The 21,816-nt window shown below is 69.6% G+C and carries 19 protein-coding genes and 1 pseudogene; 14 read left to right on the forward strand and 6 right to left on the reverse strand.

The window, feature by feature from the left end; all coding sequences use genetic code 11:
- Nucleotides 1–70: 70 nt before the first annotated feature.
- Nucleotides 71–1,558 carry a tRNA (N6-isopentenyl adenosine(37)-C2)-methylthiotransferase MiaB gene (gene miaB, locus ABTZ59_RS05245; protein WP_351390843.1) on the reverse strand — a complete coding sequence of 496 codons (1,488 nt, stop codon included), beginning with the start codon at nucleotides 1,556–1,558 and terminating at the stop codon, nucleotides 71–73.
- Nucleotides 1,559–1,714: 156 nt separating this feature from the next.
- Here miaB and ABTZ59_RS05250 point away from each other — a divergent pair, with 156 nt between their 5' ends.
- A complete protein-coding gene (locus ABTZ59_RS05250; RefSeq protein ID WP_351390846.1) occupies nucleotides 1,715–2,716 on the forward strand; it encodes a TAXI family TRAP transporter solute-binding subunit in 1,002 nt (333 codons plus the stop codon).
- Between the two features lie 38 nt (nucleotides 2,717–2,754).
- Here the strand turns inward: ABTZ59_RS05250 and ABTZ59_RS05255 are convergent, their stop codons facing one another.
- Nucleotides 2,755–4,146: a sensor histidine kinase gene (locus tag ABTZ59_RS05255; RefSeq protein ID WP_351390850.1), complete on the reverse strand. Its 1,392-nt coding sequence runs from the start codon at nucleotides 4,144–4,146 to the stop codon at nucleotides 2,755–2,757.
- Nucleotides 4,147–4,152: 6 nt separating this feature from the next.
- Nucleotides 4,153–4,866 carry a response regulator transcription factor gene (locus ABTZ59_RS05260; RefSeq protein ID WP_351390852.1) on the reverse strand — a complete coding sequence of 238 codons (714 nt, stop codon included), beginning with the start codon at nucleotides 4,864–4,866 and terminating at the stop codon, nucleotides 4,153–4,155.
- 327 nt (nucleotides 4,867–5,193) lie between these two features.
- Between ABTZ59_RS05260 and ABTZ59_RS05265 the strand changes: the two genes are divergently transcribed.
- The 8 genes from ABTZ59_RS05265 (at nucleotide 5,194) to ABTZ59_RS05300 (ending at nucleotide 11,637) form a co-directional block, all read left to right on the forward strand.
- A complete protein-coding gene (locus tag ABTZ59_RS05265) occupies nucleotides 5,194–5,979 on the forward strand; it encodes an amino acid ABC transporter ATP-binding protein (RefSeq protein WP_351390857.1) in 786 nt (261 codons plus the stop codon).
- 135 nt (nucleotides 5,980–6,114) lie between these two features.
- On the forward strand, nucleotides 6,115–6,951 hold the full coding sequence (locus ABTZ59_RS05270) for a glutamate ABC transporter substrate-binding protein (protein WP_351390860.1): 837 nt from the start codon (nucleotides 6,115–6,117) through the stop codon (nucleotides 6,949–6,951).
- Nucleotides 6,952–7,026: 75 nt separating this feature from the next.
- Nucleotides 7,027–7,701, forward strand: coding sequence for an amino acid ABC transporter permease (locus ABTZ59_RS05275; RefSeq protein ID WP_351390863.1), 675 nt, complete (start codon nucleotides 7,027–7,029; stop codon nucleotides 7,699–7,701).
- Nucleotides 7,698–8,612 carry an amino acid ABC transporter permease gene (locus ABTZ59_RS05280; protein ID WP_351390866.1) on the forward strand — a complete coding sequence of 305 codons (915 nt, stop codon included), beginning with the start codon at nucleotides 7,698–7,700 and terminating at the stop codon, nucleotides 8,610–8,612. Before ABTZ59_RS05275 ends, ABTZ59_RS05280 begins: the two co-directional genes overlap by 4 nt.
- Before the next feature lie 173 nt (nucleotides 8,613–8,785).
- Nucleotides 8,786–10,387: an FAD-dependent monooxygenase gene (locus ABTZ59_RS05285; protein WP_351390869.1), complete on the forward strand. Its 1,602-nt coding sequence runs from the start codon at nucleotides 8,786–8,788 to the stop codon at nucleotides 10,385–10,387.
- Nucleotides 10,388–10,456: 69 nt separating this feature from the next.
- The gene (locus tag ABTZ59_RS05290) at nucleotides 10,457–10,528 is read left to right on the forward strand and encodes a putative leader peptide (protein ID WP_310851512.1); all 72 of its coding nucleotides are present in this window, start codon (nucleotides 10,457–10,459) and stop codon (nucleotides 10,526–10,528) included.
- Between the two features lie 75 nt (nucleotides 10,529–10,603).
- Nucleotides 10,604–11,182 (forward strand): cupin domain-containing protein, encoded by a 579-nt coding sequence (locus ABTZ59_RS05295; RefSeq protein WP_351390872.1) that lies wholly within the window; start codon nucleotides 10,604–10,606, stop codon nucleotides 11,180–11,182.
- Entirely contained in the window at nucleotides 11,179–11,637 is a 459-nt protein-coding gene (locus ABTZ59_RS05300) for a rhodanese-like domain-containing protein (protein ID WP_351390875.1), read from the forward strand. The genes ABTZ59_RS05295 and ABTZ59_RS05300 overlap by 4 nt, the downstream gene beginning before the upstream one ends.
- Before the next feature lie 132 nt (nucleotides 11,638–11,769).
- Here the strand turns inward: ABTZ59_RS05300 and recX are convergent.
- Together recX and recA are read right to left on the reverse strand one after the other, a co-directional pair.
- Nucleotides 11,770–12,429, reverse strand: a pseudogene (gene recX, locus ABTZ59_RS05305) (recombination regulator RecX); the annotation flags it as partial.
- A complete protein-coding gene (recA, locus tag ABTZ59_RS05310) occupies nucleotides 12,360–13,487 on the reverse strand; it encodes a recombinase RecA (protein ID WP_351390878.1) in 1,128 nt (375 codons plus the stop codon). The pseudogene recX and the gene recA, both read right to left, overlap by 70 nt.
- 622 nt (nucleotides 13,488–14,109) lie before the next feature.
- Here recA and ABTZ59_RS05315 point away from each other — a divergent pair.
- The 5 genes from ABTZ59_RS05315 to ABTZ59_RS05335 all read left to right on the forward strand — a co-directional run bounded on the left by ABTZ59_RS05315 (nucleotide 14,110) and on the right by ABTZ59_RS05335 (nucleotide 20,322).
- On the forward strand, nucleotides 14,110–15,900 hold the full coding sequence (locus ABTZ59_RS05315) for an FG-GAP repeat domain-containing protein (RefSeq protein ID WP_351390881.1): 1,791 nt from the start codon (nucleotides 14,110–14,112) through the stop codon (nucleotides 15,898–15,900).
- 204 nt (nucleotides 15,901–16,104) lie between these two features.
- Complete coding sequence (locus ABTZ59_RS05320) at nucleotides 16,105–17,334, forward strand: sensor histidine kinase (RefSeq protein WP_351390885.1); 1,230 nt, start codon at nucleotides 16,105–16,107, stop codon at nucleotides 17,332–17,334.
- A gap of 27 nt (nucleotides 17,335–17,361) precedes the next feature.
- Nucleotides 17,362–18,027, forward strand: a complete 666-nt coding sequence (locus tag ABTZ59_RS05325) for a response regulator (RefSeq protein ID WP_351390889.1) — start codon at nucleotides 17,362–17,364, stop codon at nucleotides 18,025–18,027.
- Nucleotides 18,028–18,198: 171 nt separating this feature from the next.
- The gene (locus tag ABTZ59_RS05330; RefSeq protein ID WP_351390892.1) at nucleotides 18,199–19,530 is read left to right on the forward strand and encodes a cytochrome ubiquinol oxidase subunit I; all 1,332 of its coding nucleotides are present in this window, start codon (nucleotides 18,199–18,201) and stop codon (nucleotides 19,528–19,530) included.
- Nucleotides 19,531–19,539: 9 nt separating this feature from the next.
- Nucleotides 19,540–20,322 carry a cytochrome d ubiquinol oxidase subunit II gene (locus ABTZ59_RS05335; RefSeq protein ID WP_351390894.1) on the forward strand — a complete coding sequence of 261 codons (783 nt, stop codon included), beginning with the start codon at nucleotides 19,540–19,542 and terminating at the stop codon, nucleotides 20,320–20,322.
- A 16-nt stretch (nucleotides 20,323–20,338) separates the two neighbouring features.
- Here ABTZ59_RS05335 and ABTZ59_RS05340 read toward each other — a convergent pair whose 3' ends face one another.
- Nucleotides 20,339–21,559 carry an AI-2E family transporter gene (locus ABTZ59_RS05340; protein WP_351390899.1) on the reverse strand — a complete coding sequence of 407 codons (1,221 nt, stop codon included), beginning with the start codon at nucleotides 21,557–21,559 and terminating at the stop codon, nucleotides 20,339–20,341.
- Nucleotides 21,560–21,816: the final 257 nt, after the last annotated feature.

Raw genomic sequence — 21,816 nt, forward strand, 5'->3', positions numbered from 1 at the left:
AGGGAGGGCGGGTACCCGCGGAAGGCGGGCACCCAGGAGAGCGGTGCCCCGCGGCCGGGCGGCTGCGCCGTCACTCGACGGAGCAGCCGCCCGTCACGGCCGGCAACGGGGCCGGGACCCCGACCGTGGGCAGCCCCAGCAGCACACCCGCGGGCTTCGCGGCCTCGGTCGCGTTCCGCAGGTCCCAGGCGTCTCCGGCGCGGGTGCGGCGTACCGTCCGTGTCGGTCCCTCGGCGAGCAGATGGTGCGGCGCGGCATAGGTGATCTCGACGGTGACCACATCGCCGGGACGCACCGCCTCGTCCGGCTTGGTGAAGTGGACGAGGCGGTTGTCGGGGGCGCGTCCGGAGAGCCGGTGGGTGGCGCCGTCCTTGCGTCCCTCGCCCTCCGCGACCATGACCTCCAGCACCCTGCCGACCTGCGTCTTGTTCTCCTCCCAGGAGATCTCCTCCTGGAGGGCGGACAGCCGCATGTAGCGCTCCTGGACAACCGCCTTGGGGATCTGCCCGGCCATCTCGGCGGCCGGGGTCCCGGGGCGCTTGGAGTACTGGAAGGTGAACGCCTGCGCGAAGCGCGCCTCGCGCACGACCCGCATGGTCTGCTCGAAGTCCTCCTCGGTCTCGCCCGGGAAGCCCACGATGATGTCGGTGGAGATGGCGGCGTGCGGGATGGCGGCGCGCACCTTGTCGATGATGCCGAGATAGCGATCCTGCCGGTACGAGCGGCGCATCGCCTTCAGGATGGTGTCCGAGCCGGACTGGAGCGGCATATGGAGCTGGGGCATCACATTCGTCGTCTCGGCCATCGCCGCGATCACGTCGTCGGTGAAGTCGCGCGGGTGCGGCGAGGTGAAGCGGACCCGCTCCAGGCCCTCGATCGCGCCACAGGCCCGCAGCAGCTTGGAGAACGCCTCGCGGTCCCCGATGTCGGATCCGTACGCGTTGACGTTCTGGCCCAGCAGCGTGATCTCGGAGACCCCTTCGGCGACCAGCGCCTCGATCTCGGCGAGGATGTCGCCGGGGCGGCGGTCCTTCTCCTTGCCGCGCAGCGCCGGGACGATGCAGAAGGTGCAGGTGTTGTTGCAGCCGACGGAGATGGAGACCCACGCGGCGTAGGCGGACTCGCGGCGGGTCGGCAGCGTGGAGGGGAATGCCTCCAGCGACTCGGCGATCTCGACCTGGGCCTCTTCCTGGACCCGGGCGCGCTCCAGCAGCACCGGCAGCTTGCCGATGTTGTGCGTGCCGAACACGACATCGACCCAGGGGGCGCGCGTCACGATGGTGTCGCGGTCCTTCTGCGCCAGACAGCCGCCGACGGCGATCTGCATGCCCGGCCGCTTGGTCTTCATCGGCGCGAGCCGGCCGAGGTTGCCGTACAGCTTGTTGTCGGCGTTCTCCCGCACCGCACAGGTGTTGAAGACAACGACATCGGCGTCGCCGTCGGCGCCGTCGGGCGCGCGGACATACCCGGCGTCCTCCAGCAGACCCGACAGCCGCTCGGAGTCGTGGACATTCATCTGGCACCCGTAGGTGCGTACCTCGTAAGTCTTCTCGCTCATCTCGCCCACCAGGGTACGGGGTCGGCCGGGACGGCTGCCCGAGGATTCCCGTGGCGCCCGGGCATCCTCCGGAGGTCGTGTCGGGCGGGGAACCGACCGTGGCGGGCACAAGACAGGGCCTGGCCCTTACGGGGAGTGAGCTGACAGGATCGGAGCATGTTCGGCCTCACGTCCCGTATCGGCCGCGTTCGCGCTCTCCAGGGCGCCGCCGCGGTGCTGGTGCTGCTCGGGCTGCTGCTGTGGTGGCTGCTCCCGATCGGGACGTCCGCGCCGAGCGGCTCGGTCACGTTCAGCACGGGCGTGACGAGCGGGGTCTATCAGCGGTACGGAACGCTGCTGAAGCAGGATCTCGCCCGTGATCTGCCGGATGTGTCGATACAGCTCCGTACGAGCGAGGGCTCACAGCAGAACATCGCGCGAGTGGCCTCCGGCGAGGCCGATTTCACCATCGCCACCGCCGACGCCGTCGCCAAGTACCAGCGGGACGGCAAGCCGGGCGCGGACCGGCTGCGCGGCTGCGCGCGGCTGTACGACGACTATGTGCAGCTGGTCGCCGCGAAGGACGCGGACATCCGTTCCACCGCCGATCTGCGCGGCAAGAAGGTGGGGGTGGGGCAGGAGGGCTCAGGGGTACGGCTGATAGCGGACCGGCTGCTGTCCGCCGCGGATCTCGACCCGCGCAAGGACATCGTCCCGTTCTCGGTCGGGATCGACACGATGCCGGGCCTTCTCGAACGGGGCGAGCTGGACGCCTTCTTCTGGTCGGGCGGGCTGCCCACCGGGGCGGTCCAGGACCTGTCGGAGCGCTTCGACATACGGCTGGTGCCGCTGGAGTCCCCGCTCGTCGACCGGCTGCATTCCTCGGGCGAGGCCGCGTCCCGCTACTACCGCTCCGCGGTGATACCCGCCGACGCCTATGGCACGGCGCAGAACGGCACGGCCGTACCGACGGTCGCGGTGGCGAATCTGCTGGTGACCACCGACCGGATGAGCGCCGGGCTGACGGAGGGCTTGACGCGCACGGTGATCGACAGCCGGGACCGAATAGGCGACGAGGTGCATCCCGCGCAGCTCGTCGATCTGCGCACCGCCATCTATACGGATCCGCTGCCGCTGCATGAGGGCGCCAAGCGGTACTACCGGTCGGAGAAGCCGTAGGGCCTTGGCCCGGGGGCCGGGCGGGCTCCCGGTCAGGATCAGGCCGTCGGGGATGATCTCGGGACGCTCAACGTGACCTGGAGTCCGCCCGGTTCGCCGTGTTCATAGGTGATCGAGCCGCCGCCGGCCGCGAGCAGTGCCCGGGAGATGGACAGGCCGAGGCCCGATCCCTTGATGTTCTGGTGGCGATTGCTGCGCCAGAAGCGGTCCCCGATCCTGGCCAGCTCGTCATCCGTGAGACCGGGACCGCCGTCGTTGATGACAATCTTCGAGGTCGTGCCGTCGCGGGCCACCACCACCGTGACCTCCTCGTCGGCCGGGGTGAACTTGAGCGCGTTGTCGATCACGGCGTCCAGGGCGCTGGAGAGTGCGATGGGATCGGCCCAGGCGGTGACCGCCGCGCGGTGTTCCGTGAGCCTGACGCCCTTCTCCTCGGCGAGGGCCCGCCAGGCGGCGACCCGCTCGGCCGCCACCGCACCGATGTCGGTGAGCCGCAGATCCGCGGCGGTGTGCTCGGCCAGCGCCAGGTCCAGCAGATCGTCGAGGACCTGTGCGAGGCGCTTGCCCTCCGTCCGTACGGAGGCGATCTCCTCGTTCCCGTCGGGCAGTTCGAGGCTGAGCAGTTCGATACGGAGCAGCAGGGCGGCGAGCGGGTTGCGCAGTTGATGCGAGGCATCCGCGACAAAGGCGCGCTGCTGTTCCAGCACATCCTCGACGTTGTCGGCCATCTCGTTGAAGGAACTGGCCAGCCGGCGCAGCTCGGGCGGCCCTCCGGCCGCCGCGACCCGGGAGTTCATCCGGCCGGTGGCGATGTCGTGGGTGGCGGCGTCCAGTACCCGTACGGGACGGAGCACCCAGCCGGTCAGCCGGATCGCGGCCCCGACGGCGAGCAGCATGGCCGCCACCTCGCCCGCGCCGATGATCAGCCAACCGTGGAGGATGCGCGAACGCATCTGGCCGGTCGGTGAGTCGGTCACGACCACGGCGACGACATCGCCGTCCCGTACGACCGGCGAGTCGACGATCAGCCGGCCGTTCTGCCAGGGCCAGACCTGTTCGGGATCGCCACTGCGCCGGCCGAGCAGCGCCTCCTCGAAGGACTGCCGGGCCGGGCCCTCCTCGGGGACGCTCCAGCCCTCGGGGGCACGGGCCATGACGCCGTTGTCGCGGTAGAAGACACCGGCCCTGACCCCGTACACCTCGTAGTACCTGGTCAGTTCCGTCTCCAGCATCGTGCGCCGTTCCTGGGCGCCCGAGCGGCTCTCGGAGACGAACTGGGCCAGGGCCGCGACCCGCGCGGTGTCGTCGATCCGGTCGACGACGACGCGCTGCTGCTCGGCGGCGGCGAGACTCACGGCGAGCGGGAAGCCCAGGGCGAGGAGTACGCCCGCCATGAGGATGATGAGCAGCGGAAGAAGTCGGGTGCGCACGGGGCGTTACGGACCCTGGTGCGCGCCGGGGACGACCAGGCGGTAGCCGACACCCCGGACGGTCTCGATCAGCGCCGGCATGCCGAGCTTGCCGCGCAGGGAGGCCACATGGACCTCCAGCGTGCGGCCCGTACCCTCCCAACTGGTGCGCCAGACCTCGCTGATGATCTGTTCACGGCCGAACACCACACCGGGGCGCTGGGCGAGCAGGGCGAGCAGATCGAACTCCTTGCGGGTCAGCTGGACGGCCGTGCCGTCCACGCTCACGCGACGGGTGGGCAGTTCGAGGCTGAGCCGCCCGAACTGCTGGGTGTCCCCGGGGACCGGGGCCGACTCGTCCCCGCCGACGGCGCGCCGGCTGACGGCATGGATACGGGCGAGCAGTTCGCCGGTGTCGTACGGCTTGACCACGTAGTCGTCGGCGCCGAGGTTGAGGCCATGGATCCGGGAGCGGACATCGGCCCGCGCGGTCACCATGATCACCGGGGTCGAGGTGATTCTGCGGATCTTGCCGCAGACCTGGTAGCCGTCCTGGTCGGGCAGTCCGAGGTCGAGCAGGACGACCGAGAAGGGCGCCTTGCCCACATTGGCCGCGGGCAGCACGGCCTGGAGCGCCTCCTCACCGCTGCGGGCATGTACGACCTGGAATCCGTGCTTGGCGAGCACGGCCGACAGGGCGGCGGCCACATGGTCGTCGTCCTCGACGAGCAGCAGTCTCACTGGCCCCCTTCACGGTCTCGGTTCTGGTCACGACGTCGGTCGCGACCAGAACCGGTCGCGACATCGGTCGCGCTGATTTCGTCGCGCCGTGTTCATGCGCTGTTCGTACGTACCAGGCATCCACGCCGATCGCGCACGGTCAGTCAAGGGGCTTCCCGTTACGCCAAGGTTTCCGTTACCCACCCGGTACTCCCCTCACCGCCCTCTTCACGCGGAGTGTCCGGTTGCGGCCGGATCGTTATGCTCAATTTCCGCTCAGATGTAATGACGCTGATCGCAGTGCGTGACTAAGGTCCTCCCAACCGAGGAGGACGGAGCAAAAAGCCGATGAGCGGAGTGTCAGTGACCAAGGGCGCCGAGGACGCCGTGCCTGCGACGGGCGACCTGGTCGTACTGAGCAACGTGAACAAACACTTCGGCGCGCTGCATGTGCTCCAGGACATCGACCTGACCATCGCCCGTGGCGAGGTCGTGGTCGTCATCGGACCCTCCGGGTCCGGCAAGTCCACACTGTGCCGCACCATCAACCGCCTGGAGACGATCGATTCGGGCGCGATCACGATCGACGGCAAGCCGCTGCCGGAGGAGGGCAGGGAGCTCGCCCGGCTGCGCGCCGATGTCGGCATGGTCTTCCAGTCGTTCAACCTCTTCGCACACAAGACGGTGCTGGAGAACGTCACGCTGGGCCAGATCAAGGTCCGCAAGACGGACAAGGCGAACGCCGAGGAGAAGGCACGCGCGCTGCTGGACCGCGTGGGCGTCGGCTCGCAGGCCGACAAGTACCCGGCCCAGCTCTCGGGTGGCCAGCAGCAGCGTGTCGCCATCGCGCGGGCGCTGGCGATGGGTCCGAAGGTCATGCTCTTCGACGAGCCTACCTCCGCGCTCGACCCCGAGATGATCAATGAAGTACTTGAGGTCATGCAGCAGTTGGCGCGTGACGGAATGACGATGGTCGTCGTCACCCATGAGATGGGTTTCGCGCGCTCCGCGGCGAACCGGGTTGTCTTCATGGCGGACGGCCGGATCGTCGAACAGGCCACGCCCGACGAGTTCTTCAGCAACCCACGCAGTGACCGCGCCAAGGACTTCCTGTCGAAGATCCTGCATCACTGACCGACGCTCTGGACACGGATCTCCCACAGAGATCTTTCACCGGACCGTTCACCTGGCTCATCACGGCTCTTGTTACGGTTCCGCCGAGTGCGGCGGAACCGGTTCGTTCACGTCTCACCCGAGGGAAGTTCACGCATGAAGCTTCGCAAGGCAAGCGCGGCGGCCGCCGCCGTTGTCGTCCTCTCTCTGACCGCGACCGCCTGCGGCGGCGACAGCAGTGACAGCGCCGGCGGTGACGGCGGCGGCGACAAGATCACCATCGGTATCAAGTTCGACCAGCCGGGCCTCGGTCTGAAGAAGCCCGACGGCACGTTCGCCGGCTTCGACGTCGATGTCGCGACCTACGTGGCCAAGGAACTGGGCTACGACGCCAAGAACATCGAATGGAAGCAGGCTCCCAGCGCCGAGCGCGAGAACCTGATCTCCAACGGAGACGTGAAGTTCGTCGCCGCCAGCTACACGATCAACGACGAGCGGAAGAAGAAGGTCGACTTCGCCGGCCCGTACTTCCTCGCCCACCAGGACCTGCTGGTCCGCGCGGACGACTCCTCCATCACCAAGGCCGAGGACCTCAACTCCAAGAAGCTCTGTTCGGTCACCGGCTCCACCTCGGCGCAGAACATCGCGGACAAGCTCGCGCCGAAGGCGGACCTCCAGGAGTTCGGTGGCTACTCCGAGTGCCTGACCGGCCTGGAGAACAAGGCCGTTGACGCCCTGACCACGGACGACTCCATCCTCGCGGGCTACGCCTCACAGCAGGAGCACCAGGGCAAGTTCAAGCTCGTGGGCCTCAAGCTCAGCGACGAGCCCTACGGTATCGGCCTCAAGAAGGGCGACACCGACCTGCAGAAGAAGATCAACGACGCCCTGACCAAGATGGTCTCGGACGGTTCCTGGCAGAAGGCCGTGACCGCCAACTTCGGTCCGGCCAACTACAAGAACGAGCCCGCCCCGAAGATCGACGCGAGCTGAGAGAAGCAGTGACGCGCCGCCGGCCGGGCCGGCGGCGCGTACCCACCAGCAAACCAGGGGAGAGCGCGGGGCATCGTGTTCGACTTTCTTGATTCCGGGCAGTACGACCTGCTCGGCGCCTTCTGGGTGACGGTGCAGCTCACCCTCTATTCCGCGGTGGGTTCCCTGATATGGGGAACGCTGCTGGCCGGGATGCGGGTCAGTCCCGTACCACTCATGCGTACCTTCGGTACCGCGTACGTCAATATCGTCCGTAACACCCCACTGACCGTCGTTCTCGTCGGCTGTTCGCTGGGGCTCGGCCAGACCCTCCAGATCACGCTCGGCGGCGGGGACTTCAAGTCCATCGGCTTCCGGCTGGCCGTACTGGGCCTGGTCGCCTACACGGGCACCTTCGTCTGTGAGTCCCTGCGGTCCGGCATCAATACCGTGCCCGTCGGGCAGGCGGAGGCCGCCCGCGCGCTGGGGCTGAGCTTCTTCCAGGTGCTGGTACTGATCGTGCTGCCCCAGGCGTTCCGCTCCGTGGTGGCGCCGCTGGCCAACGTGCTGATCGCGCTGACCAAGAACACGACGGTCGCCGCGGCCATCGGGGTCGCGGAAGCCTCGGCACTGATGAAGACAATGATCGAGAACGAGAGCAGCGCGCTCTTCGCCGTCTTCGCGGTGATCGCCTTCGGCTTTGTCGTTCTCACCCTCCCGACCGGCCTGCTTCTGGGCTGGGTCAGCAAGCGCGTGGCGGTGAAGCGATGAGTGACACGTCCGTCCTGTACGACACCCCGGGGCCACGCGCCAAGCGGCGCAACATCCTCTACACGCTGGTGTTCCTGGTGCTGTTCGCGCTCGCCGCGTGGTGGGTGCTGGCCACCATGGCCGAGAAGGAACAGCTCGCGTCCGAGAAGTGGAGCCCGTTCGTCACGGACTCCGCGGTCTGGACGACCTATCTGCTGCCCGGGCTCGGGGAAACCCTCAAGGCCGCGGCCCTCGCCATCGTCATAGCCCTGCCGTTCGGCGCGCTGCTCGGCATCGGCCGGCTCTCCGACCACGCGTGGATCCGGGTTCCGGTCGGCGTGGTCGTGGAGTTCTTCCGCGCCATCCCGGTCCTGATCATGATGGTGTTCGCCAGCGCGCTGTATGTGCAGTTCAGCGATGTCTCCTCGGACCTCAGGCCGCTGTACGCCGTGGTGACGGGCCTGGTGCTCTACAACGCCTCGGTCATCGCCGAGATCGTCCGGGCCGGCATCCTCACCCTGCCGAGCGGCCAGACCGACGCCGCGAAGGCGATCGGGATGCGCAAGGGCCAGACCATGTCGTACGTCCTGCTGCCGCAGGCCGTGACCGCGATGCTGCCGGCCCTGGTCAGCCAACTGGTGGTGATCGTCAAGGACACCGCGCTGGGCGGCGCCATCCTGGGGCTGTCCGAACTGCTCGCGCAGAACCGCGCGATCACCGCGAACTACGGCGCCAACACCATCGCCACACTCGTCGTCATCGCGCTGATCTATATCGTCCTGAACTTCATCCTCACCACCTTCGCCGGGTGGCTGGAGAAGCGGCTGCGCCGGGGCAAGAAGAGCACCGGCGCGGTTCTCGGAGCCGGAGAGCCGAATCAGGCCTACGGCGGCCCGGGGCGCACCATGGACGGCGGCAACGCTTCCGTCTGAGGCGGTTCCGGCTGAAGGGGGTTCCTCCTGGGGCGCGCGGGACAGGAGGGTACGCGCCGCTCAGCCCGTCGCTTGACGCGGGCACCCCCAGTAGGTTGCATACGTTCTGTGATCACGCACCGGGCTCCTACCGCCCTTGACCGTATGACCGCACGGGCCGGAGGGGTCGCGCCGTGGACCCGGTGATCGTCGCCGGCGCGGGCCCCGTCGGTCTCGCGCTCTCCCTGGCCCTCGCCGCGCAGGGTGTCCCCTCCGTCCTCCTGGACGAGGGGACCGGGGCGGACGAGCCGCGTCCGGCCCGTACCGCGATACTGCGGCCCGACACCGCCGCCCTGCTGGCCCGGCTGGGCTGCGCCACCCTCCGTGATGAGGGGGCGCACTGGGTCGGCTGGCGTCTGATGCGGCGCAAGCAGCTGATGCGGGAGCTGCCGCTCGGCGAGGACGGCCCCCCCGCGCCCCTGCACATCCCCCAGCACGCCCTCTCGCGCGGGCTGCGGAGCGCCCTCGCCGGCCAGGAGCTGGTGCACATGGTCACCGGCAACCGGCTCGACTCGCTGGAGCAGGACGACCGCGGAGTCACCGTGCACAGCCAAGGCCCGGGGGCGACCTGGTGGCGCGGCAGCCATCTGGTGGGGTGCGACGGCGCCAGGTCCACGGTCCGCAAGCTCCTCGGCATCCGCTTTCCCGGCCGTACGGCGGTGGAGCGACATGCCGTCGCCGCGCTCCGCGCCGAACTGCCCTGGCCGGGCGAGGCGCTGCTGCACCGGCAACCTCCCTGGACCGGCGGCGGCGAGGAGGTGTCCGCCAGGCCGCTGGCGGACGGTGTGTGGCGGCTCGACTGGCTGCTGCCCGCCCGGGGCGAACTGGTCACGCCCGACGCGCTGGTGACGCGGTTACGGGACACCCTGGCGGGCTGGTGCGGCGAGACACCGCCGTACGAGCTGCTCGACACGGGCGTCTACACCCTGCACCACCGGCTGGCCAGGCGCTGGCGCGCCGGTCGGGCCTTCCTCGCCGGTGACGCGGCCCATCTGCTGGGCGCGGTGGGCACCCAAGGGCTCGACGAAGGTTTGCGGGACGTCAGCAACCTCGCCTGGAAGATCGCCGAGGACTGGCACCACGGGGCGTCGGAGACCCTGCTGGACAGCTATCAGGCGGAGCGGCGCACGGCCGTCGCCGCCCGGCTGCGCGCGGCCGATCAGTCGCTGCCGATACTGCGGGGCGGCGGCGGGCTGCGTACGTATATGCCGGGCGCCACGCGCGGCCACGACACGCTGCTCGCCGACGGGCATCTGGGGCACGGACCATTGGGGGCACCGCCCTCCTATCCACACTCCCCCCTCGCGCCTCCGCACGCCGAGGCGCAGACGGCCGTCGGTACGCCCCCCGGCGCCCCCGTCGAGGACGTACGGGTGACCGCGCCCGACGGTACGACCGTACGGCTCGCGGACCGGCTCGGCCGTGGCCTGTATCTGGTGGTGCTGGTCGCGCCGGGCACCGGGGTGTGGGACCGGCGGCACTGGCTGACGGCGGGGGTGATGCCGCGGCTGGCCGCGGCGGTGACCGCCCTGCCGGTACGGGCCGAGCTGCTGGTCACGGAGGCCTACCCGGGGGCCTCCGCGCACACCGTGCTGCTGGTGCGGCCGGACGGCCATCTGGTGGCGGCCTTCGGCGGGGTGCGCCCCGCCGATCTCTACGCGGCGGCGGACGCGGCGCGCGGAGGCAGTCCTTCCGCCCCTTCCGCTTCGTCGGAGGTGCGCGCGGACGCCCCCTGACCACACTGCGAACACCGATTGACCGCCGCGGGCTCGCATGGTGTACTCCGGAACGTGACCGACACCGATGTGCGCCTGTGGCGGAGAGTTCATATGGACTTGCTCCGCTACGCGGGCTGCGTGTGTCGCCCGTCCTGCTGATTCGCCCTTTGTCTTCACACGCTCTCGCGCGACACCGCGACAGCACCTCTTCGCGAACATCTCAGGACGGTCACCATGTCTCTACCTGTACGTACCTCCACAGTCGGCACCGGCACCGCCGCCGCTGACGCCGGTCGCGCCGCCGCGACGCCCTCGGCCGCCGGGCCCACCCCTGCCGAGCTGCTCGACTTCGTCCGCAGGAGCGCGGCAGACACCGATCTGGTCTCCTCGCTTCCGCTGGACCCGGAGGGCCGTACATGGATCCGGCTCAACGGTCCCGCGGGCAGTGAGGCATGGCTGATCGGCTGGCCGCCCGGCACGGGAACCGGCTGGCACGACCATGGCGGCTCGCACGGCGCGTTCGCCACCGCGGCGGGCACCCTCAAAGAGGACTCGCTCGCGGCCCGGCTGCCCACCGAGGGGTGGAAGACCCTGGAGCTGGCCGAAGGCGTCGACCGCGAGCGGCAGTTGACGGCCGGGGAAGGCCGGGCGTTCGGCAGGCACCATGTGCACGAGGTACGGAACGAGTCCGGCGCCGAGCACGCCGTCTCCGTACACGCCTACTACCCGCCGCTCCCGCTGATGCGGCGCTACAGCCGAACGGGCGCCGTGCTCCGCCTTGAGCAGGTCGAGCGTCCCGAGGAGTGGCAGTGACGGACCAGGCCACGACCGAGCGCGCGGGGATCGAGCCGGTGGGGATAGACGAGCTGCTGGAACGGGTCCGTGAGGACCTGGACCGAGTAGGGCCGAGCGAAGCGGCCGAGGCCGCCGCGGACGGCGCGCTGCTGGTGGACATCCGGTACGCGGCGCTGCGCGAGCGTGACGGACTGATCCCAGGGGCGCTGGTCGTCGAGCGCAATGAGCTGGAGTGGCGGCTCGACCCCCAGGGCAGCCATCGTGCGCGGGAGGCCACCAGCCACGATCTGCGGGTGGTGGTGATCTGTAACGAGGGGTACGCGTCAAGCCTCGCGGCGGTGTCCCTGCGGCAGCTGGGGCTCCACCGCGCGACCGACCTCGTCGGCGGGTTCCAGGCGTGGAAGGCCGAGGGTCTGCCGGTTGCCACGGCGGCCACCGGCGGCGCGGACGACGAGGACACGGACGGGACGTAGGCACCCCCGGACATCTGGATCAGGACCTTTACCTGGACCTTTACCTGTATCTGGGCCTGGACCCGGACCTGGACCTGGACCTGGACCTGGACCAAGCGTCGCCCCAGGCGTTGCGGCCGACCGGACAGGGGTCTAGTAGAGGTCCTCATCCAGCCCCTCGGTGTCCTCCCCCTCCTCCTCCAGCGCCTGGCGGACCACCCGGAGCGCCAGGCCCTCCGGATAGCCCTTGCGAGCGAGCATGCCCGCGAGCCTGCGCAGTCTTCTGTCGCGCTCCATGCCACGGGTGGCGCGGAGCTTGCGGGCGACCAACTCGCGTGCGGTCGCCTCCTCCTGGTCGGAGTCCAGCTGCCCGACCGCCTCGTCGATCAGGGCAGCGTCCACCCCTTTCGTACGCAGCTCACGGGCGAGCGCACGCCGGGCCAGGCCCCGGCCGTGATGCCGGGACTCCACCCAGGCGTCGGCGAACGCCGCGTCGTCGATCAGCCCCACGTCCTCGAAGCGGGAGAGCACTTCCCGCGCCACATCCTCGGGGATCTCCCGCTTGGCCAGCGCGTCCGCCAGCTGTTTGCGGGTACGAGGGGTTCCGGTGAGCAGGCGCAGACAGATCGCCCGCGCCCGCTCCGCCGGATCCTGGGGCGACAGCTCCTGCCCGGCCCTCGACGGGTCGGAGCTGTCGCCCGGCCTTTCCGTCCGCCGCCTCTTCTCATAAGGCATCGGACGTACTAACTCTTGGCCGTGGCCGCCTTGGCCGACTTGGCTTTGGAGGCGGGCGCGGGCACGGACTTGGCCGAATCCTCCGCGGGAGCCGGAGCACCCGCCGCGCCGGCCGCGGGCTCGGCCGTCGCCGCGTCCGGCCGCACACCGACGCCCAGCTTCTCCAGGATCTTCTTCTCGATCTCATTGGCGAGATCGGGGTTGTCCTTGAGGAAGTTGCGCGCGTTCTCCTTGCCCTGGCCGAGCTGGTCGCCCTCGTACGTGTACCAGGCGCCGGCCTTCCGCACGAAGCCGTGCTCCACACCCATGTCGATCAGGCCGCCCTCGCGGCTGATGCCCTGGCCGTAGAGGATGTCGAACTCCGCCTGCTTGAAGGGCGGCGCGACCTTGTTCTTGACGACCTTGACGCGGGTGCGGTTGCCGACGGCGTCGGTGCCGTCCTTCAGGGTCTCGATACGGCGGATGTCGAGCCGCACCGAGGCGTAGAACTTGAGCGCACGGCCACCCGTCGTGGTCTCCGGCGAGCCGAACATCACGCCGATCTTCTCGCGGAGCTGGTTGATGAAGATCGCGGTGGTCTTGGACTGGTTGAGCGCGCTGGTGATCTTCCGGAGGGCCTGGCTCATCAGCCGCGCCTGGAGACCGACGTGCGAGTCGCCCATCTCGCCCTCGATCTCCGCGCGCGGCACCAGCGCGGCGACGGAGTCGATGACGATGAGGTCGAGCGCGCCGGAGCGGACCAGCATGTCCACGATTTCGAGCGCCTGCTCGCCGTTGTCCGGCTGGGACAGGATCAGATTGTCGATGTCGACGCCGAGCTTCTTCGCGTACTCGGGGTCGAGGGCGTGCTCGGCGTCCACGAAGGCCACCGCGCCACCGGCCCGCTGCGCGTTCGCCACCGCGTGCAGCGTCAGGGTCGTCTTTCCGGAGGACTCGGGGCCGTACACCTCCACCACACGGCCGCGCGGCAGGCCGCCGACGCCGAGCGCGACGTCGAGCGCGGTCGACCCGGTGGGGATGACCTCGACGGGTTCGTTCGGCCGCTCACCGAGGCGCATCACCGCGCCCTTCCCGAATTGCCGTTCAATTTGTGCGAGAGCGGCGTCGAGCGCCTTCTCGCGGTCGGTTCCTGCCATGGGTTCCACCCGATTTGCTTGAGTCGATCGCTTCACGTCAAAGACGCTATCCCCTGCCACTGACAACGCGTCCCGACGCCTTCCCGGACCTGTGGAAAACTCCGTCGGCCAACCTCTCCGGACACCCCATCGCACCACGCCGCCGGCCGGTTCCGGGAAGCACCGGCAGTCATCCATCAGAATGGATGTTCGATTTTGCTGTCAAGCGCACCACGCGCCCCATCCGTCAATCACGCGACCGGACCCGCCGAGACCACCGCCCGAACCCCGGCCCCCGCATGGCGATTCACCCGCTTCACCACCTTAGTTAACAAAAAATCCATCGGGACTTCACAACTGACTTGCCGACAGAACCCATGGACGGATACACCTACCTTCACGACCTGGGGAGGGCGTGGAGGGCGTGCAGGGCGTCATCGCTGTCGGGGGGGGGAGTGCCATCACCGCGAGGGGGCGCAGTTCCATCACGTGCGGTTGGTTCCCGTCGTGCCATACGCCGACGGCACTCCCACGACGACTCAAGTGGTGCGACACCACCTGACGCCCCGCGACCCGCGCACCGCCGTTCTCGGCATGTGCCGCCGCTGATCCCCGGGCTTCTTCACACCTCACTGGAGGCAGCATGTCCATCCACGCCAGACCCGGGGCCGAGTGGCCCCGCAGGATCGCCCGCTCGGCCGTACTCGGCTGCGCCGGGCTGCTGGTGAGCGGTTCGCTGATGGTCACCACGGCCTCGGCGGCCGATACGCCGGACGCCGGACCGCACGGCGCCGTCACCCTCCCCGTGCCGCAGTCCGCCCGGCCCACCTTCAGCATCCCGGGCCGCGACCCCGCGGACACCGCCAAGGGCCAGGACCGCCGTCTCGCCGTCGGCCGGGCCGCGGCGGACACCCCCGCGCAGCGTGGTGACCTGGACGGCGACGGCTACGGCGATCTGATGTACCGCACCGACTACGGCGAGGTCTGGGCCGACTGGGGCTCCGACGGCGCGGCCGTGATCTCCGCGGACGACTCCCAGGTCAAGGATCTGCTGCTGCCCGGCGACCTCACCGGCGACGGCAAGGCCGACCTGCTCACCGTGACGCCCACCGGCTCCCTGCGGCTGCACAGCGGGGCGAACTCCACCCTCTACGGCGGGATGACCTCGTACACCACGCTCAGCACCGGCTGGCAGGCGTACGACAAGCTGGTCGTCCCCGGCGATCTGACCGGCGACGGCGCGCCGGACCTGCTGGCCCGCGGCTCTTCGGGGTTGTTCCTCTTCCCCGGCACGGGCAAGGGGTTCAAGGCCGGGATCCAAGTGGGCGGCGCCGGCTGGAGCCAGTTCGACCAGTTGGTCGGCGTGGACGATGTCACCGGCGACGGTCTGGCCGATCTCCTCGCGCGCAACGCCACCGGGCTGTACGTCTACCCCGGCAACGGCAGCGCCACCGGCTACCCGTTCAAGGACCGGATCCAGATCGGCGGCGCCGGCTGGAACCAGTACAACCAACTGGTCGGCGGCACGGACTACAGCGGGAACGGCACCCCCGACCTGGTGGCTCGCGCGTACGACGGCACCCTCTACTTCTACGAGGGCAACGGCCAGGGTGCGTTCGGCGCCCGGGAGCGGATCGGCACGGGCTGGGGCCTGGTGACCCAGTTCGCGGGGGCGGGCAATCGGCCGCACTTCGGCAAGGCAGGAGTCTTCGCCCGTACCTCCGGCGGCACGCTCTACTACTACGGCACCACCGGCACCGGCCGACTCACCTCGAAGTACCTGATCGGCGACGGCTGGGACCGCTCGCTGACGCGGCTGACCCACGCCGTGTCGCTGCGCGCGAACGGCGGTTCCGACCTGATCGAGCACGGCGTATACGACGGCCATCTGTACAACGCCGGTTCCTATGCCTCGTCCGACCCCGAGATCGCGGGCGGCTCGAAGTCGTACAACCTGGTCATCGGCCCCGGGGATCTCAACAGCGACGGAAAGAGCGACCTGCTTGCCCGGAGTTCCACCGCCCTCTACTTCTACGCGGGCAGCGGTACGGGCATGTCGCTGAAGGGCCGCGTTCAGATCGGTGGCAGCGGCTGGTCGCAGTTCAACAAGATCGTCGGCGCGGGCGACTTCACCGGCGACGGCCGCGCCGATCTCCTCGCGCGCGGTTCCAGCGGCCTGTATCTGTACGCGGGTACGGGCAAGGCCGGTTCACCGTTCGGCGCGAAGGCGCAGATCGGCGGCGCGGGCTGGAGCCAGTACAAGAACATCGCGGCCCCCGGTGACCTCAACGGCGACGGCGTCGCGGACCTGCTGGCCTCGAACTCGGCGGGCGAGCTGTACTTCTACGCGGGCACCGGCAAGGCGTCCGCACCCCTGAAGGCCCGGGTGAAGATCGGCAGCGGCGGCTGGAACCAGTACGCCGACCTGCTCTGAGCCGACCGAACCTCTCGGGCATCGCGGAACCTCTCGGGCGTCGCGGAACCTCTCGGGCGTCGCGGAACCTCTCAGGCGTCCCGTAACCCGTCGCGTGCCGCGAGCCGTCCCGGCGCTCGCGGCCGCTCGCGGGCGCTCACTCCGGGCGCCTCAGCCGGTGCACCACACCGGCTGAGGCGCCCGGCCACGCCTATCCTTCCTCGCATGGTGCTCCCCTCGTCCGTCCGCGGCGGCCGACTGTCCTCGCACGCCACCGATGTCGCCATGACGCATCTCGTCACCGCCGTCGTGGTCGTTTCGACGCTGGTCCAGATGGCGTCCGGGAGCGAGCCGCCCGTCCGTGCGGCGATCAGCTGGGCATTGATCGGCATCAGCTGCGGGGCCCTGTACTTCCGGCGCCGCAAGCCGCTGAGCGTGGCCGTGATCACGCTGCTGGCCTGCGGAATCTACTACCCGGTGAGCGTGACCGACGGCCCGGCGCTGGCCGCCTTCGCGCTCGCGCTCTACACGCTGGCCGCCGAAGGGCACTTCACCGTCTCGGTCGCCCTGGCGGCCATCACCCTGCTCGCCGTGGGCTTCGGCGAAGTCGTTCTGAACTCCGGAAACCGCCAGATCGACGACGTCTCCGTCGCCATGCTCGCCGGCTGGCTGATCAGCCTCGTCGCGATCGGCCGCGCCCAGCGCACACGGCTCGCCTATCTCCACGAGGCCGAGCAGCGGGCGCTGGCCGCCGAACGCGAGCAGGAGGCGCGGGCGCGGCAGAGCGCCACCGAGGAGCGGCTGCGGATCGCCCGCGAACTCCACGACATCCTGGGCCACAGCATTTCGCTGATCAACGTCCAGGCCGGTGCGACGCTGCACCGGCTGAGCAAGAAACCGGAGCCTACGGTCGCGCTCGCCGCGGCGGCGCAGACGCTGGAGGCGGTCAAGGCCACCAGCAGGGAGGCCCTGCGTGAACTGCGCGCCACGCTCGGCGTCCTGCGCCAGGCCGACGAGGCGGCGCCGACCGCCCCGACGTCCGGCCTCGACCGGCTGGCCGAACTGGTCGAGCGGGCACGCTCGACGGGCATCGACGTCCGCGTCCGTACGGAGGGCGGCTCCCGTTCGCTGCCGCCGTCGGTCGACCTGGCCGCGTACCGGATCGTTCAGGAATCGCTCACGAACGTGACCCGCCACGCCGGCGCCCGCAGCGCGCTGGTGACCATCGTCTACGGCGCCACGGACATACGGTTGCGGATCGACGACGACGGCCGGGGCGCGGACGAGGGGCACCCGCTTCGCCCGAGCGCGCTGACGGGAGCGGGCTCGAAGCCGGGCCTCGCGGGCAGTGGAATCCGTGGCATGGCCGAGCGCGCGAGGGCGTTCGGCGGTGAACTGTCCGCCGGTAACACGGCCGATGGCTTCCGGGTGGAGGCCCGGCTGCCACTGAGCTGAAGCCGCTACCGAAGTGAAGGGAACTGAATGATCCGCGTGGTGCTCGCCGACGACCAGACGCTCGTACGGGCCGGCTTCCGCTCCATCCTCGACTCCGAGGACGACATGGAGGTGGTGGGCGAGGCGTCCGACGGCGAGCAGGCGATCACTCTCGCGCGGGAGTTGCGCCCCGACGTGGTCCTGATGGACATCCGGATGCCGGGACTCGACGGTCTGGAGGCCACCCGCCGGATCCTCGGCGATTCGCGGCTGGACGGGGTACGAGTCGTCATCCTCACCACCTTCGACATCGACGACTACGTCTATGGCGCGCTGCGCGCCGGGGCTTCCGGATTCCTGGTCAAGGACACGGAGCCGATGGAACTGCTGCACGGCGTACGGGTGGTGGCGCGCGGCGACGCGCTGATCGCCCCGGCCGTCACGCGCCGGCTGATCGCCGAGTTCGCGAGCCGCGGCAAGCAGCCCGACCCCAGCCCCCGGCTGAACGCCCTGACCGAGCGGGAGGTGGAGGTGATGGGCCTGGTGGGTGCTGGGCTGTCCAATCAGGAGATCGCGCAGCGGCTGGTGCTCTCGCCTGCCACCGCGAAGACGCATGTCAGCCGGATCATGACCAAGCTGGCGGTGCGGGACAGGGCGCAGTTGGTGATCCTCGCGTACGAGTCGGGGATGATCACCCCGGGATGGCTGACGTAACCACAAGGGCAGGCGTCAAGTAGCCGGGGAAGCGGCCGGACAACTGGGCCGACCGCCCGGGCCCGCGACTTTCGCCGTACGCCGCTCGCTTCACCCGCGACTCCTGGGGTATGCCGGGTGTCGCCCGTAGGCCGACGCGACGCCGTGAGTCGTACCCCCACGCTGTCGGGCGTGGCAGATCTCCTCACCGGCGCGAGCGGTTCCGTATCCACGGAGACCCTTGATCTCGCGCGGCTCCAGTTCGCCCTCACCGCGGGCGGGCACTTCCTGTTCGTCACCCTGACGCTGGGCCTGGCGACGATCGTCGCGTGCGTCCAGACACGGGCCGCGTGCGGCGGACGTCCGGTGCACGCGCGGATGGTGCGCTTCTGGGGCCAGTTGTATGTCATCAACTACGCGGTCGGGATCGTCACCGGCATTGTGATGGAGTTCCAGTTCGGACTGAGCTGGAGCGGGCTGACCCATGGCGTGGGCAATATCCTCGGCGCCTCGCTCGCCGTCGAGACGATCGTCGCCTTCTTCGTGGAGTCCACCTTCCTCGGGCTGTGGATCTTCGGCTGGAACCGGTTCGGCAAGTGGGTCCATCTGGCGCTGATCTGGGTGGTCACGCTGACGGCCTATCTGTCGGCGTACTGGATCCTGGTCGCGAACGGCTTCCTCAACCACCCGGTGGGACACCGGATGGAGGACGGTCAGGCGGTCCTCGACGACATGGGCGCCCTGCTCACCAATCCGAGCGCGCTGCTCGCCTTCGGACACATCCTGGCCGGGTCGCTGCTGACCGCCGGCTTCTTCATGGCGGGCGTCAGCGCGTATCACCTCTTCCGGCGCACGCCGGAGTGGGACTTCTTCGGGCGCGGCCTGCGGATCGGGGTGTTCGTCTCCCTTCCCGCGCTGGTGGTGACCGCGGGCTTCGGCGGTGTTCAGCTGGCGTCGCTCACCGAGTTGCAGCCCATGAAGTCGGCCGTCTTCCAGCAGAAGACGGCCGAGATCGCACGGCTCCAGACGGACTTGGTGGCGCGGTTCGGGCCGGGGGACTATGTGCCCTCGGAGGCGTGGACGCGCGGCGGAGCGCTGGTGATGCTGATCGCCTTCGCACTGATGATGTACCTCTGCGTGGCCGGTGCGGTGCTCGGCTGCTTCCGGAAAGTGGTCTTCCGCTTCCGGCTCTGGCATCTGGCGCTGATGGCGTCCGTACCACTGCCCTATCTCGCGATGATCAGCGGCTGGGTCTTCCGGGAGGCGGGCCGGCAGCCCTGGGTGGTGTACGGGGTGCTGCGGACGCGGGACGCGGTCTCGGAACTGTCCCCCACCGCGATGCGCACCTCACTGATCGCGTTCACCACGCTCTTCGTCCTGCTGGCCGCCGTCAACGCGTGGCTGCTCTGGCGCCATGCCCGGCTCGGTCCCGTGGAGTCGGGACTCGGCCATGACGATCGCGCCGTATGTGACAACCGGGACGATCCCGGCCCGGCGGACGCCCTGCCCGCCACGCGCTACTGAGGAGCCTGTGTGGAGACCCTGGCCATCGTCCTGCTCGGCTTCTTCATCGCCGGCTACTTCGTCCTCGGCGGCGCGGACATCGGGACCGGCATGTTGCTGCCGTATCTCGGCCGCGACGAGGCAGGACGACGACTCGTGATCGCCTCCTTCGCCCCCTTCTTCCTCGGCAACGAGGTTTGGCTGGTGGCCACCGCAGGAGTTCTCATCGGCTGTTTTCCCGAACTGGAGGGGGAGTTGCTGAGCGGCCAGTTCGTGGTGGTCGTACCGCTGCTCATCGGGTGGGTCGTGCGGGACTCGGGCCTCTGGCTGCGGGGGCGCGCGCCCGGCGGTTCTTCCCTTTGGCGCGCGCTGTGCGACGGCGCGGTGGTCTGCGGGAGCTGGGCGGTCGCGCTGTCCTGGGGCCGGCTGTTCACGGCGCTGTTCTCCGGAAGCCCCCAGGCGCCGGCGCCGGGCCCGGCGGCCGTACTCACCGCCCTCGCGGTGGCCGCGTGTTTCGCCGTACACGGGCTGGGCTTCGCCGCCGTCCGGCTGACCGGGGCGCCCTACGAACGGGCCCGGCAGCTGATGGGCCGCACCCGTCCCGCGCAGTCCCTGGCGCTGACCGCCGTGCTGATGGCGGCGCTGCCCCTGCTCGCCGGGCGCCTTCTGCCGCTGTACGAGTCGGCCGCGGACGAGGCGACCCTCGCACTGCTCGTGCCCGCGGTGCTGGTGATCACCCCACTGCTGGTCGCCATACAGGCGTGGCTGTGGTGGACCTTCCGGCACCGGGTGACCGGGCCGTCCTATCTCTGACCCCCTCTGATGTCTCCTACGGCCGCGGCGGTCGCTCCTCGTCCGCGGGCGTGCTGTCCGCGCGCGTGCTGTCCGCGCGCGTGCTGTCCGCACTGTCCACGCGCGTCTCGGTACGGGTGTCTTCGCCGGTGTCCGTGTGCAGTACGCGGCGAATCTGACGCAGCAGCGGCACTCCGTCGCGCGTCCTGCGGCCGTGCACGCGCGGGTCGTCCATCACGTCGTACCGCTTCACATACGCCCCGAGGAACGCCTGGAGCGTGGCGACCGCCGGAATCGCGATCAGCGCGCCGACCGCGCCCAGCAGCGCCGTACCCGCGATGACCGACCCGAAGGCCACGGCCGGGTGGATGTCGACGGTCTTGGCGGTCAGCTTGGGCTGGAGCATGTAGTTCTCGAACTGCTGGTAGATCACCACGAACCCGAGCACCCAGAGCGCGTACCAGGGGTCCACGGTGAAGGCGATCAGCATCGGCAGCGCGCCCGCCAGATAGGTGCCGATCGTCGGGATGAACTGGGAGACGAGCCCCACCCAGATCGCCAGCGCCGGTGCGTACGGCACCCCCAGGATCTCCAGCAGGACGTAATGCGCGGCACCGGAGATGAGGGCCATCAGCCCGCGTGAGTAGAGATAGCCGCCGGTCTTGACGACGGCGATCTCCCAGGCGCGCAGCACCTCGGCCTGCCGGGCCGGCGGGAGCACGGAGCAGAGCGCGCGCCGCAGCCGGGGCCCGTCGGCCGCGAAGTAGAACGAGAACAGGAAGATCGTCAGCACCCGGAACAGCCCGCCCAGCACGGTGGTGGAGATGTCCAGAACGCCTGTCGCGCTGTTCTGCACATAGCGCTGGAGCCAGTCGGAGTGCAGCAGGCTGTCCTGGACGGCGACCCTGGACAGCTCCGTATGGAAGGTGTCGTTGATCCAGTTGATCACCGAGTCGAGGTACTGGGGGAAGGATTCGACCATTTCGATGATCTGGCTCGCCAGCATGGAGCCGAGCATCACCATGAAGCCGACACAGACGATCAGGACCACGAAGAAGACCAGGAAAGTGGCGACTCCACGCCGCATCCCGCGGTCCGCCATCCGGCTCACGGCGGGCTCGACCGCCAGCGCCAGGAAGAACGCGATCAGCATATTGATCAGCAGGCCGATGAGCTGGTGGAACGCCCAACTGCCGAGTTGGAAGCAGGCTATGAGCGCCAGCGCGAGGACCATGGCGCGCGGCAGCCAGCGGGGCATCTGGCGCCGCCCGTCGTCACTGCCCGCAGAGGACGCCGGCGTGCCCGACGGGCTCGGGGAAGAGCCCGCGGGAGGCGTCGATGGAGGAACCGCCGCAGGAGCCGTCGAAGACGCCTCGGGAGGCGTGCCCGGTGCGGGATCCTGCGGAGGGGTCGGCGGTCGGAGGTCCGGTGCGGAGTTGTCGGTCGGTGCCACTGAGCAAGTGTCGCCTACCGCTGTGACAACCGGGCCCACGGTCGGACGAGATCACATCGCCT

Origin of the sequence: Streptomyces sp. NPDC094034 (assembly GCF_040303865.1) — a bacterium.
Lineage (GTDB): Bacteria > Actinomycetota > Actinomycetes > Streptomycetales > Streptomycetaceae > Streptomyces.